General features: G+C 50.6%; 11 protein-coding genes and 1 pseudogene. 6 read left to right on the forward strand and 6 right to left on the reverse strand.

What is annotated here, in order from left to right:
• Positions 1–1,094 precede the first annotated feature (1,094 nt).
• Positions 1,095–2,351: a DNA cytosine methyltransferase gene (locus tag ACP7B0_RS22070; protein ID WP_426143812.1), complete on the forward strand. Its 1,257-nt coding sequence runs from the start codon at positions 1,095–1,097 to the stop codon at positions 2,349–2,351.
• A gap of 12 nt (positions 2,352–2,363) precedes the next feature.
• Here the strand turns inward: ACP7B0_RS22070 and ACP7B0_RS22075 are convergent, their stop codons facing one another.
• The 5 genes and pseudogenes from ACP7B0_RS22075 to ACP7B0_RS22095 form a co-directional block, all read right to left on the reverse strand.
• Positions 2,364–3,542, reverse strand: a complete 1,179-nt coding sequence (locus tag ACP7B0_RS22075; RefSeq protein ID WP_426143813.1) for a PP_RS20740 family protein — start codon at positions 3,540–3,542, stop codon at positions 2,364–2,366.
• 2 nt (positions 3,543–3,544) lie between these two features.
• Entirely contained in the window at positions 3,545–5,629 is a 2,085-nt protein-coding gene (locus ACP7B0_RS22080) for an ATP-binding protein (protein ID WP_426143814.1), read from the reverse strand.
• An 84-nt stretch (positions 5,630–5,713) separates the two neighbouring features.
• Positions 5,714–6,931 carry a HEPN domain-containing protein gene (locus ACP7B0_RS22085; protein ID WP_426143815.1) on the reverse strand — a complete coding sequence of 406 codons (1,218 nt, stop codon included), beginning with the start codon at positions 6,929–6,931 and terminating at the stop codon, positions 5,714–5,716.
• Positions 6,932–7,062: 131 nt separating this feature from the next.
• Positions 7,063–7,971: pseudogene (locus ACP7B0_RS22090) on the reverse strand (YifB family Mg chelatase-like AAA ATPase); the annotation flags it as partial.
• Positions 7,972–8,049: 78 nt separating this feature from the next.
• Positions 8,050–8,508 carry an Lrp/AsnC family transcriptional regulator gene (locus ACP7B0_RS22095; RefSeq protein WP_426143816.1) on the reverse strand — a complete coding sequence of 153 codons (459 nt, stop codon included), beginning with the start codon at positions 8,506–8,508 and terminating at the stop codon, positions 8,050–8,052.
• Positions 8,509–8,640: 132 nt separating this feature from the next.
• Here ACP7B0_RS22095 and ACP7B0_RS22100 point away from each other — a divergent pair, with 132 nt between their 5' ends.
• Positions 8,641–9,708: a PLP-dependent cysteine synthase family protein gene (locus ACP7B0_RS22100; RefSeq protein ID WP_426143817.1), complete on the forward strand. Its 1,068-nt coding sequence runs from the start codon at positions 8,641–8,643 to the stop codon at positions 9,706–9,708.
• Positions 9,709–9,870: 162 nt separating this feature from the next.
• Here the strand turns inward: ACP7B0_RS22100 and ACP7B0_RS22105 are convergent, their stop codons facing one another.
• Positions 9,871–10,134: an accessory factor UbiK family protein gene (locus ACP7B0_RS22105; RefSeq protein ID WP_426143818.1), complete on the reverse strand. Its 264-nt coding sequence runs from the start codon at positions 10,132–10,134 to the stop codon at positions 9,871–9,873.
• Positions 10,135–10,552: 418 nt separating this feature from the next.
• Here ACP7B0_RS22105 and glnK point away from each other — a divergent pair, with 418 nt between their 5' ends.
• The 4 genes from glnK to sutA all read left to right on the forward strand — a co-directional run bounded on the left by glnK (position 10,553) and on the right by sutA (position 13,271).
• Positions 10,553–10,891: a P-II family nitrogen regulator gene (gene glnK, locus ACP7B0_RS22110; RefSeq protein WP_002555808.1), complete on the forward strand. Its 339-nt coding sequence runs from the start codon at positions 10,553–10,555 to the stop codon at positions 10,889–10,891.
• A gap of 33 nt (positions 10,892–10,924) precedes the next feature.
• The gene (locus ACP7B0_RS22115; RefSeq protein ID WP_426143819.1) at positions 10,925–12,262 is read left to right on the forward strand and encodes an ammonium transporter; all 1,338 of its coding nucleotides are present in this window, start codon (positions 10,925–10,927) and stop codon (positions 12,260–12,262) included.
• Positions 12,263–12,419: 157 nt separating this feature from the next.
• Positions 12,420–12,845 (forward strand): secondary thiamine-phosphate synthase enzyme YjbQ, encoded by a 426-nt coding sequence (locus ACP7B0_RS22120; RefSeq protein WP_426143820.1) that lies wholly within the window; start codon positions 12,420–12,422, stop codon positions 12,843–12,845.
• A 99-nt stretch (positions 12,846–12,944) separates the two neighbouring features.
• Positions 12,945–13,271, forward strand: coding sequence for a transcriptional regulator SutA (gene sutA, locus ACP7B0_RS22125; protein ID WP_426143821.1), 327 nt, complete (start codon positions 12,945–12,947; stop codon positions 13,269–13,271).
• Positions 13,272–13,459: the final 188 nt, after the last annotated feature.

Here is a 13,459-nt window from a genome sequence, read left to right on the forward strand (position 1 = left end):
AGAGTATATTTGTCCAAGTTTGGTAGATTTCAGTCCAAAAAAGCTTCAGATATCGACTGTATGTCTGCTCGATAGGCTACCTATGAGATCTACTAACAGGGCCAACATGTGAGAGATATGGAAAATAAAAATTATCACAGCTCCACTACTAATCGAGAATTGAAACAAAATTGCTTGAATAGAGTGCCTGAAGTAGATAGTAACTATTTCTTGTTAACAGAGTGTGTCGATGGAGAAATTTCTATCTATAGTAAGGGGGTTTCATGGGGGGGCGATGGAGAGGTTAGAGCACCTAGGGCAGTTAACGGACTAGACTTCATCGAGTTTTACAAAGAAAAAGGGGTTCAGTGCTTCGTGATTCATACGGTCGAAGAATTTGAGTGTTGGGTTCGCAGTTGGGAAGGCCCTGCTCTAATTAAACCAAGCGTATGGGCATGGCAAAAATAATTATATATTCTACTTTTAGGTGAGGTCGTTATGTTGATACAGGGAGCTGAGCGCAGAAATATGGGGCATAAAGAGTGTCTATGCCTAATAGAAAAAGTTGAAGACACTCACAATCATCTAATTTCATTACTCACGTTTCTAATTAGCTCAGAAGGCAAGCGCCAATCTCCTCGCAGTTTGCTGATCGCCGAGTGGGAGATGATATTGCAAAAATCTATCGACCTTGAAAGTTCGCTACCGGGTTCGGATATATCAGTTTACGAGCACGCACTCTACGACTTTCGAGACAATATCGCTCAGTTAGAGCCTGTTGCCAAAAAGTTTTTTGTTAGTCCATAAATTTTCACGCATGAAGCTTCAGCAGCATTTTTGAGTGTTGGAGGTCAGGAAGCACTGAGCAGGTCTGTGCATAAACGATCCTGATGCCCTCACGCTGTCTAGGCAGGGTGCACGAGAAGCGTTTGGCGCTGAGACTCGCTTGCCCACACCCTTTTTTTACGGCGAAGCAGATCGCTGCTGGAGCAGGGAGGAGCCAGATGGTTGGCAAAGCGGCTCTCGAGCACCAGTTTTCTTGACTTTTGGCCATTTCAGCTTACCCTGGGCGAGCTATTTTCATTACGTCGTTGACTAGTAGAGGCTTTAAAGTTATGGGTTTCTCAGAACGCCCAGAAAGGAAGGGTACGTTCATTGACCTTTTTTCAGGATGTGGCGGGCTTTCTCTTGGCTTAATGCAAGCTGGCTGGGATGGCCTTTTTGCGATTGAAAAAACAGCCGGTGCTTACAAGACACTGGAGCACAATTTAATTTTGGGCACTCGTTATAAGTACCAATGGCCAGAATGGCTGCCTCAGATAAACATGGAAGTCAGCCATTTAATTGATAACTTTCAAACTGAGCTGGTGGACCTTAGAGGAAAAGTTGACTTAATAGCCGGCGGGCCACCTTGCCAAGGCTTTTCGCATGCTGGCAAAAGAGATCCTAATGACCCTCGAAACAAGCTGGCAGAACAATATATAAAGGTTGTTGAAATTGTGCAGCCTAAGTATTTGCTGTTGGAGAATGTTCGGGGATTTAATACGAAATTTAAAAATAGCGGCGGTCAAGATAGTATTCCATATTCTTTGGTCGTAAAAAAACGACTCGAAGCTCTGGGTTATGGTGTTTCATTTCGCATAATCAAAAGTTCGGAGTGGGGCGTTCCACAGCATCGTCCGCGCTTTATAATGATTGCGAAAAGGAATACTGAAAGTGATAATTTTGACCCCTTTATTGATTTAGAAAAATTCCGGCGTGGATTCCTTGTTAAAAAAGGTTTATGCCCAGACAAGCCAGTCAGTGTCCGTGACGCAATCGGTGACTTGGAAGTCACAGGAAAGAGCCTTGTTCCAAATCTAGATTCTGGTAGATCGGGATTTGTTGAGGCTGAGTTTGTTCAATCATCATCGCCTAGTAATTATCTTCAGCTTCTTCAATCTCAACGGGATTCAACCCCTCCAAACAGCCTGAGGTTAGCTAAGCACAGTGAAATAGTTAGCTCTCGCTTTCAGCTTATTTTAGACAAGTGTGAACGTGGCGTAACAATCTCAGACGAGTTTAGAACTAAGTTCAATATAAAGAAACAAGCAATAACACCTTTGGATGGCGACTTACCCTCGGCGACCGTTACGACTTTGCCTGACGATATACTTCATTATTTAGAGCCTCGTATACTTACAGTACGAGAAAATGCGAGGCTGCAGTCATTTCCTGACTGGTTCGCTTTTCAGGGTGTGTATACAACTGGTGGAAAACAGCGCAAATACACTTGTCCTCGATATACTCAAGTCGGTAACGCAGTGCCCCCTATTTTAGCGGAGGCACTGGGTATGCTGTTAGATAGGCATGAGAGGTCAGGGGCCGTATAAAGGCCCCTAGCTTCAAGCCCTCATTTCGTCATCGTAGGTTGTAACATCCCAACCTGACTCTTTTAGCAAAGCCTTCATATCCTGTGCATATTCTTCATATAGGTTAGCATTAGCTACTAGAAGCTCGTCAACGTCTAACGATGTACAAAGTTTTTTTACCGCAGAAGCTTTGTCAGAGCACTTATCCTCATCGCTCAAAGCGACAGTAACCTCGGTCGGACTTTTAGCTAGACCCAGCGCGTCAGCTTTCACACTTGCCTGCTTAGTGAATCGTAAAACATAAGAAAACATATCGGGAAAGTCGTTCCCGCCGTGTACGTTGTATTTCATTACGCTAACAGCATTCATTCTAGCCTCGTTGGCGTGTGTAAGACGCACGACCCAATAAAGGAAACAGGCTTGCAGTATTTCTGAAAGTTCTAGTTTTGTAATAGGCTCATCTGAAAAGCCTTTTTTTCCTCGAGCCAAATCGTAAATTTCGCGTCGGTACTCTTCAAGCGCTGCCACGAATGTTTCATCGTCACTCACTTGCTCTCGAAAGACACGATCTAAATTCGCAAGAAGTTCCTGAGTAATGCCTTCCTTATCGGCTCTGGTCGTTAGGAAAAAAAGCCATGGGGTATCAAGCATCTGATTGAATTGCATAGTAAACAAAGCCATCATTGAATCAAATGTTTCTTGTTTAAATACCCCGTCACAAAAGTCTAAGTTAATTAAGTGGTATGCGCCATTTTGCTTAACCCGCTTGAGGGCTAGAGATCCTTTTTTTGCCAATGCGTGAAAGTTGTAGTGCTCTACCTTTGACTCTCGATCTACATTAGGTCTATCTAGCAGTTCACTAAGACGTATGTCTGCTCGTTCTTTCTCCGCCTCGGTGTCGATAAAGCCGTGTACCAGCAATCGCTTAGCCTCAAACTTTTCAGTAGCGAGCATTTTTTTACTGAAAAAATTTACATCTAAAAGATCGCTGCCTGGAAGGCCAAAGTATTTAATTGTAGTTATATCTCTGTATTGGCCAAACCTCTGTATAAGGAAATCCAGATGAAACCACCACTGTTTGTCCCGGACATACTGTTTGCGCGGTTTGTGCCATGGTTTAAACACCATAACGCTTGGCGTTGTAGATGAAATGCCGCCTGCAACTTCCTCAATATCAAATATTCCGTCGTCATCTCCAAAAAAACTGCTCATTTCTATCCCTCGAAACTGATGATTTGGATAATATCTTCAATGAGACTTTCTCGCTGCGAGGCGGACAGGTCATTAAGAACTCGGTAACTTTCAAGAACTTGTATTATCGCTTCTGTTTTACTTTCAATAAAATGGCTTTTTTTAGATTTCGATGTTGTAAGCCCTGATAGTTCCAGAAATCTGTCTTTTTCTATCCTTATCGACTCCATTGGCAATTCGGAGATCGCGATATCTCCTTTGACATTGGATGATGCTTTATTACCGTCAACTAAATACAGGCTACTCACATCGCTATAATCAAGCCCGCTTTTGTTTATGCTTTTCAGTACGATCTTGGAGAGATTTTCGTCGTAGCTGTTTCTGCTAGTATCTTGATTTTTCTCGACTTCTTCTTTTTTTATTGATTTGTATTTATTTACAACTTGCCTTATAGCCTGGTGCAACCACTTCATCATTATTTGATAGTGAGGGTGGGATATATTGAAAGACTCACGATCAATATTCAGGGCAGAGTCGAGACCGTTATTTACAAAAATCTCCACCGTAAGTTGGCTTTTTATCGTATGCTCAGCTACCTGGTGTTTCATGAAGGTTTCATCAAATAAAGTGCCTGATGAATTGTGTACGCGGACTAGCACGCCATTGTGATCTCTCGGTATGACTTTAGGCGTCCATAGTAAATAGGCGTCGAACGATATTTTTCCTCCAGAGTCCTGAGTATCCACTCCCGATAAATCGGGCGAGTAGCTACCAACAAAAAGTATGGGCCGTTTTACTGCACCGCTGGATCTTGGGAGCCCTGTTAGTTTTAATGGCCGGAAGAGTTTTACCCCGTCTATGACAACATTAAAGTCGATATCTACATACGCTGATGTAGAAGGAAGCACTTCGCCAATTGAGCTGTTTTTGTTTTCAGGCTCATATTTTTGAGCTTGCCCCTTTAGCTTATTGCTTATCAGGTAAACGTCTTGAACTTCATTGAGGTTATAAGAGAAAGGATGTTTTTCAATATAATTTAACGGCACGGACAGCGAAAGAGTCCATAGCATATTGAGATAGTTGTCAAAGACGATGGCAAGCTTCGGGTTGGTGGTTACGTTTGTAAGAGATAGAACGGAGTTGTATAGCTTAAGAAGCTTTCCTTCGCCATCATCATTTTCGCTCCAAGGCAGCTCCGGCTCTCTGTCCTTTCCGTCATAGAACTCAAAACCATCTTTCCCAAAGTAGTTTCCTACATGGAATTTTGGTTTTTCGAGCTTTGATGAATTAAGCAGGTCATCACTTTGTAGATTCGATTCTAATTCAGTTTCGGCAGCTTCTTGCCCCCAAATATCTACACTTCGGAGCTGGTCCCTCGCACTCTTCTTTATATTTCTTAAGACGATATCGGTACCGTGAGCGTCAATATTATCCGTCGGGTCTGTCCATATCTCCACCTCTCCAGTTTCAAAGCTAGCTCCCCGTGCACCCACGCCGCTAGAGTTTGCTTCAGCTTTGCTATCTTGAGCTTCTGACGCGGAAAGTTTTTCTTCGAATTCCCTTTCTTTCTCTTTAACATATTCTTCGGAGTAATTATGGAGCCTTATGCGTGCTTTTAGATAGTAGTTGTCGCCTTTTTGCTTAGTGATAATGTCGAAATCACGGGTCAACTGCGCGACGCTGAATAGCCCGATTCCTATCTTGCCGATTAGTTTTCTTTTTTTATTAATGCTTAAAGAGCTATCCTTATCATCTGTTACTTTTAAGCTACCTCCTTTAACGCTTCGCTTCGCGCTTGCACCTACGTGATTCAATAAGTTGACCATGGTTTCAATGGACATCCCATTACCATCATCTCTAATTGTTATTGTTTGGAATCGCGGCACATCAGTATCGATAATGACGTTCACCGCATCCGCGTCATAGGCGTTTGATATAAGCTCCCGTATAGCGGAACCTGGGAGCCGGTAAATACCGTCTGTGACTCTAGCTAAAACCTTTTCGTCTGTTTCCAGCTTTGTTTTAGCTGCTTGGCCTGTCTGGCCATAGCTTTTTATCTTTTCAACAAGGTCTAACTCGTCCTTGTTTAGGACTTCTTTAGATTCCATCCTTGAACACCCTCTAATGAGTTAGGTTGCGGTAGCGTTTCATGTCTGCATTACTGATTGGGCAAAAAATATAAATTATGATTTTCAGTTGCCTCCTTGTTTTCTTTCAAGGAAGCGCCCAACAGCTCTCTGTCGAGTAAATTTGTCGTTTATTATAGAATGTTTTATTTTTTCGAAGTACGCCTTATCGAATCCGATCTTATCTAATAGATATAAATCAATTATCGTTTCTAGCTTGAACGTTAGGAAAGGAAGGTTTGCAGGCGAAGCTGCTTCTGGTGGGCCTTTCTGGCTGTAATGTGTAAAATAATTTCTAGCGCTAGTGATATTTTTACAGAGCTTGCTTAAGGAGTCCTGGCTTTGAGCCGGGAAGAGCAGGGCTGTATACTTTGGCCTGGATACGATATTTTTTATTCTTAAGTTGTAAACCATTTCGTTTTTTCGCTCCAGCTTTCGATGTAATGCTTCTATCAACTGCGCTTTCAATATGAAGTCTGTGTTGGTGTCAATTTTATTTATTTTTGGCAAAAAGTATAAGACGATTAAAGGTAGAAAATCGTCGTATACCTTGTTCCATTTATCGAATTTTTGCTGTAAATCTTTTTCACCGCTTCTGAAGAGCGGAGTAACAAAAGTTTGTTTTCTTTCACTAAAAAATGCTGGCTTATAGTATAGATCCCACGTATCAGAACCGTTAGTCAGCTGAGTTTTTCCTTGCTGCAAAATCTTTCCGGTGGCAAAAGATAAAAATGTTACTGCGCGATGTAAGCCGTTCTGGAACTCCTCTAGGGAAACCAGAGTTTCGCTATTCGCACTGGATACAGAACTGTTTAGGTCTGTATTGTTACTGCCGTCGTACCTGAAAGTAATTGTCAGTCCAGAAAACTTTAAGTTTGTTATATCCCGAGAGATTTTCTTTACTCGTTGATTTTCTTCCTCGAACCACGCGTCTAACCCCTGAAGCCTGGTCTTGAAAACCGTGCCCTTTAAACTTTCCTTATTTTCTAGATAATCGCTTCCCAAATACAGTATTGATGAGCTTAAGACTGAAGGTTGGACATCGCCCAGCCCGATGGTTTTGCTCATATAAACTGGGCCATGCATGGACACTTTTTTCTCATTGGCAAGCATTCCATAAACAGCGCTTTCAAACACGCAATCATCACAACTGAATGCTTTTGTTATTTCTAGTGAAAATGAACCATCTATGTTGATTAATAGCTTTCCGGAGATTTTCACTTCAGGCTTTTCTGGTGTCCAGAACTCACCTGCGATTGTCTCACGCGTTACCGAGCGGTCCATGCTTTGATTCACCGTGCGGAGCCCGGCTACGTCAGCAGGGCAGATTGCACAAGCTTATCGCATGTCAGCGTTTCGCCACTATTTTCTTAGCGGCTCTCAGGGCGACAGTGTTGACATGTTCACCTAAGTTCAAGCTCATCCAGGAACAGTACGCCATGGTGAGCCAGGGTAATTTCCCCCGGTTGCGGACGACTGCCGCCGCCCACCAATGCGGGACCGGACGCCGAATGATGGGGCTGGCGGAACGGGCGCTGCGGCCAGCTCGTGAGCGGAGTCTGGCTGGCGACCGACTGAATCGCCGCCACTTCCAGTGCTTCATGCTCGTCCAGCGGCGGCAACAAACCGGGGAGGCGACTGGCGAGCAAAGTTTTACCTGTCCCGGGTGGGCCGCTGAACAACAGGTTGTGCGCGCCCGCTGCGGCGATCACCAAGGCGCGTTTCGCGGAGCTCTGGCCCTGAACCTCGCTGAGGTCCGGGTAGGGACGGGTCTGATGCAAAAGCCCGCTGGCCTGATAGGGCGCGATGGGCGCCTGCCCATTGAAATGCGCCACCAGGTCCAGCAGATGATGAGCGGCAATGACCCGCAAGCCCGACGCCAGGCACGCTTCTTCAGCGTTCACCGCCGGGATGATCAGCGTACGTTCGGCGGCGCGGGCCGCCAGGGCCGCTGGCAAAACCCCCTGAATCGGCCGGATCGCCCCCGACAACGCCAACTCCCCGAGGCATTCCACATCCTGCAACGCCGTAAGCGGCACCTGGCCGTTCGCCGCCAGCAACCCCAGGGCAATCGCCAGATCAAAGCGCCCGCCATCCTTGGGCAGATCCGCCGGGGCCAGGTTCAGGGTGATGCGCCGATCGGGAAATTTCAGCCCGGAATTCAGAATCGCACTGCGCACGCGATCCTTGCTTTCCTTCACGGCACCCTCGGGTAATCCCACCAGCGTCAACGCAGGCAAACCATTGGCCAAATGGGCTTCGACAGTAACGGCAGGTGCTTCCACGCCAACCTGGGCGCGGCTATGAACGATAGCGAGAGACATGGACTCTTCCTTGAGAATGCGGTTTGCGCATCCTGCGACATTGCGAAGCGTCATGACGGATTCATTGAATACAGAGTGTTAACGCGGCAATGGCAAGGCGGTGGTGTATTTGATCTGCTCCATGGCGAAGCTGGAGGTGATGGTCGACAGGCCTTCGGTGCTGCTGATCAGCTTTTTGTAGAAGCGGTCGTAGGCGGCCATGTCGTGGACCACCAGCCGCAACATGTAGTCCCATTCCCCGGCCATCCGGTAGAACTCCATCACCTCCTCGAACTGCGTGACTGTCTGGGCGAATTGCTCCAGCCACTGGCTGTCATGGCGCTGGGTCTTGAGTTGCACGAACACTGATAAGCCCAGACCGAGCTTTTCGGCGTCCAGCAACAGGACTTTGGATTTGATGACACCTGTTTCTTCGAGCTTTTTAACGCGCTTCCAACACGGGGTGGTCGACAGGTTTACCGCTTCGGCCAGGTCCTTGAGGGGCATGGACGCATCGCGCTGGAGCAGGCTGAGAATATGCCGGTCAAAACTGTCCATTCTTCGTTACCGATATTTTGGAGAATTATTTTCTACAGCTTAGCCATCTTGCGAGAACGAAGGAAAACTCTTTTCTGCCAGGCTTCGTAAAATTTGCTCATCTCCCCGGCATTGAGCAAAGGCATAAACGTGATGAGCGACTGGATTCGTACGGCCATGAGAAAAATCTCCTGCGATCAACAGCGCTCGGCCGACACGCACATGCTCAAGCTGGAAGTGCCCGCGCTCCGAGACGTGGATATTTACATCAAGGACGAGAGCACGCACCCCAGCGGCAGCTTGAAACACCGGCTGGCACGCTCGTTGTTCCTGCACGCCATTTGCAGCGGCAAGATCCGTGAGGGCACCCATGTGGTCGAGGCTTCATCAGGCAGCACGGCGGTTTCTGAAGCCTATTTTGCCAAGCTGCTGGGCCTGCGCTTTACCGCCGTCATGCCCCGCCATACCGCGAGCAGGAAAATCCAGCAGGTGGAATTGCTGGGTGGCCGCTGTCATTTCGTCGAGCGCGCCTGCGAGGTGTATGCCGAGGCCGAGCGGCTGGCCGCCGAAGGTGACGGCCATTACATGGACCAGTTCACCTACGCCGAGCGCGCCACCGACTGGCGGGGCAATAACAATATTGCCGACAGCATCTTCGAGCAGTTAAAAGGCGAGGAACATCCGGTGCCAGCGGCCATCGTGATGAGCGCGGGCACTGGCGGCACGACGGCGACGATTGGTCGCTTTATTCGTTACAAGGGGCATGACACCCGACTGATCGTGGTGGACCCGGAGAACTCGGTCTTCTATGAGAGCTTTCGCACCGGGGATATCAGCCTGACCAGCCCGCACGGCAGCCGCATCGAAGGCATCGGGCGCCCTCGGGTCGAGGCTTCGTTTCTGCCGGATGTGATCGACGATATGGTGCAGGTGCCTGACGCGGCGAGCATTGCGACGCTGGGCTGGCTGGAGCGACTGCTCGGCAAGAAACCCGGCGGCTCGACGGGCACCAATGTGTGGGGCGCACTGACGGTGGCGTTGCAGATGCAGGAGCGAGGCGTGAAAGGGTCTGTGGTGACGCTGATGTGCGACAGCGGCGAACGTTATCTGGATACCTACTACGACCCGCAATGGGTCACGCGCACCGTGGGTGACCTGACGCCTTATACGCGCAAGCTGGAGCAGTTGTTGGTGCCTGCCAGACAGGTCAACAGTCGGTAAGCGCACTGTTTCGATACAGGGCAATACCGATCCGTGGGAGCGAGGCTTGCCCGCGAAGAACGATAACGCGGTGAATCTGGTGCACCGAGGCGCCTGGTTCGCGGGCAAGTCGGACGCCGCCCGCTCGCTCCAACAAATCGGTTTAACTCAGACGGTCATGTGTCATGCGTCGTTCTTTGACGCGGCGCTCGCTTCCATCTCCGCAACCTTGGCTTCCAGCGCTTCCAGGCGTGCCCGGGTGCGTGCGAGCACAGCCATCTGGCTGTCGAATTCCTCACGGCTGACCAGGTCCAGTTTGCTGAAGCCACTTTGCAGCAGGGCTTTGAACTGGGTTTCGAATTCACTGCGCGGTACGGGCGTCTCTCCATTGAACAAGCGCGAGGCGTGGCCGCTCAGGGCATCGAGGAAAGCTTTGGGCGCGAGCATGGTCAGACTCCAGAATCAGATAAGCGGCAGTGTAGCACGCAGCGTCTATAGTCAATCCAGACCCGCGCCGATGCACGGTTATCGCGCATCGCAGCGTGCACGCGCGCACCGTAGTTGTGCATTGAGTGGGTCTGAACGCGGCCGGCGGGGGGCGATAAAGCGTCAACGGCCTGTATTCAATGGAAATTCACGAGATGGCAAGCTTTCTGCTTAGACGCTTATGACCCATGCACTGAGGCAGTCGCTGTGACGAAGGCAGTGCGGCAGGCGGAGCGGGGATGTGTTTCGTCAGAAGCGGTTTCTGGGGTTGGTCGGGCCTCCATCAGGCGACCGACGCGTTACAAAGCCAGGCACTGCGCTTAGACTTGAGTCGGGTTTGTTTTCCTGGGGCAAGTCCACCAATTCGGGAGAAAGTTTCATGAAGCTAGTCACTGCAATCATTAAGCCGTTCAAGCTGGACGACGTGCGCGAGTCGCTGTCTGAAATCGGCGTGCAGGGCATCACCGTTACTGAAGTCAAAGGCTTCGGTCGTCAGAAAGGCCACACCGAGCTGTATCGCGGTGCGGAATACGTAGTCGACTTCCTTCCCAAGGTGAAGATCGATGTTGCCATTGATGACAAGGATCTGGATCGGGTTATCGAGGCGATAACCAAAGCAGCCAACACCGGCAAGATTGGTGACGGCAAGATCTTCGTGGTCAATCTGGAACAGGCTATTCGCATCCGTACGGGCGAAACCGATACCGACGCAATCTAAGCCGCCAACCCCAACGCCCCAGGAGAAAACAATATGACTCTGCGTCAATTCGCAGGGCTAGGAGCCCTGTTGTCCCTCGTAACCCCTGGCCTTGCCATGGCGGCGGACGAAGTGGCAGCTCCAGTCCTCAACTCAGGCGACACCGCCTGGATGCTGACTTCGACAGCTTTGGTGCTGTTCATGACAATTCCCGGCCTCGCCTTGTTCTACGGCGGTATGGTTCGGTCGAAAAACATTCTTTCCGTGATGATGCAGTGCTTCGCTATCACTGGTTTGATCAGCATCCTGTGGGTCATTTATGGCTACAGCATTGCGTTCGATACCACGGGTATGGAAGCAGGCGTCGTCAACTTCAACTCCTTCTTCGGCGGCATGGGCAAAGCGTTCCTGGCGGGCATTACCCCGGCCAGCATCACCGGCCCGGCTGCGCTGTTCCCTGAAGCGGTGTTCGTCACCTTCCAGATGACCTTCGCTATCATTACGCCAGCCCTGATCGTCGGTGCTTTCGCAGAACGCATGAAGTTCTCCGCGATGCTGATCTTCATGGGCATCTGGTTCACCCTGGTCTACGCGCCCATCGCGCACATGGTCTGGGGCGGCGTTGGCGGCCTGTTGTGGGACTGGGGCGTTCTGGATTTCGCAGGCGGCACTGTTGTTCACATCAACGCCGGTGTAGCGGGTCTGGTTGCCTGCCTGGTGCTGGGCAAGCGTAAAGGCTTCCCGACCACGCCGATGGCTCCGCACAACCTGGGTTACACCCTGGTCGGCGCGGCCATGCTCTGGGTCGGCTGGTTCGGCTTCAACGCCGGTTCCGCTGCTGCGGCAAACGGCACGGCCGGTATGGCGATGCTGGTTACCCAGATCGCGACCGCCGCCGCTGCACTGGGCTGGATGTTCGCCGAATGGCTGACCCACGGTAAACCAAGTGCCCTGGGCATCGCGTCGGGTGTGGTTGCCGGTCTGGTTGCCGTTACACCTGCCGCCGGTACTGTTGGCCCGATGGGCGCTTTGATCATCGGTCTGGCAGCAGGCGTGATCTGCTTCTTCTGCGCCACCAGCCTCAAGCGCAAGCTGGGCTACGACGACTCCCTGGATGCCTTCGGCGTTCACGGTATCGGCGGCATCGTCGGCGCGATCCTCACCGGTGTATTTGCAGCCCCTGCTCTGGGCGGCTTCGGCACCGTGACGGATATCGCCGCACAGGTCTGGATTCAATTCAAAGGCGTGGCCTTCACGGTTGTGTACACCGCCATCGTGACCTTCATCATCCTCAAGGTGCTGGACGCGGTCATGGGCCTGCGTATCACCGAAGAAGAAGAAGCGGTCGGCCTCGACCTTGCGCAACACAACGAGCGTGGCTACAACTTGTAAGCCTGCGCAAAAAAAATGCCCGGTTTACCGGGCATTTTTTTGTCTGGGGTTTGTCGATAGTGGGCATCGTCGATGGCTTACAGAGAGGGCAGCCCATTGCGCGCTTTGCTTTTTCTACCAGCGCGTTAGAATGCGCGCCGAACGTGCGGAGAACTGTATGTGGCAACAGACCAGGATCACCTTGCGGGCCAGGCCTCGCGGGTTCCATCTGGTGACCGACGAAATACTGGCAGGCTTGCCCCAGTTGCGCAGTTGTCGAGTCGGACTGTTGCATTTGTGGCTGCAGCATACCTCGGCTTCGTTGACCATCAACGAGAATGCCGACCCGGCCGTGCGTCGTGACTTCGAACGTTTTTTCAACCGTCTGGCCCCTCAGGGCGCAAACGGCTATGAACATGACGACGAAGGGCCTGACGACTTGCCGGCGCATTTCAAGGCCAGTTTGCTAGGCTGCCAGTTGACGTTGCCGGTGACGGCGGGGCGATTGGCGCTGGGCACCTGGCAAGGTGTCTATCTGGGCGAGCATCGCGATGTTGGCGGTGCCCGCAACGTCCTCGCCACCTTGCAGGGTGAGCAGGCGTAACCGCTGGTCTCCAGTGGTTGTTGAATTTTCCCGGCAGCCTTCGAAAACGGACGCCGCTGGGCTATAACTAATCTGCTTTCGCAAGTCATGAGGTAGAACATGAGCGACGACGACAACGACGATCTGGTTGATGATCTGGAAGGTGAGGAAGACGGCGAGGAGCTTGCAGCTGCTGCCGAAGACGATGGCTCCGAAGTTGATGACAGCGTCGAAGCCGCCGTTATACCCACCAAGGGAAAAGCCAAGGCTGCAGTCTCGGTTGATGAACTTCCTAGCGTAGAAGCCAAAAACAAAGAGCGTGATGCTCTGGCTCGCGCCATGGAAGAGTTCCTCGCCCGTGGCGGCAAGGTGCAGGAAGTGGAAGCCAACGTGGTCGCCGATCCGCCCAAGAAACCTGACAACAAATACGGAAGCCGCCCGATCTAGGGTGTGACGCCTGTATGACAAAGCCCGCTGTCGCTGCGGGCTTTTTTTTGCGTGTTTATCCCGTTGGAGCGAGCGGGCGCTCTGTCTGAGGAGGATGTCATTTTGTGGGAGCGAGGCTTGCCCGCGAATTGGACGCCTCGGTAATGCAGGCACGCCGCCCGCTCCAACGGAATGGGCAGTGTTTTGGC

The sequence above is a fragment of the Pseudomonas sp. DWP3-1-2 genome (assembly GCF_049896285.1).
GTDB lineage: Bacteria > Pseudomonadota > Gammaproteobacteria > Pseudomonadales > Pseudomonadaceae > Aquipseudomonas.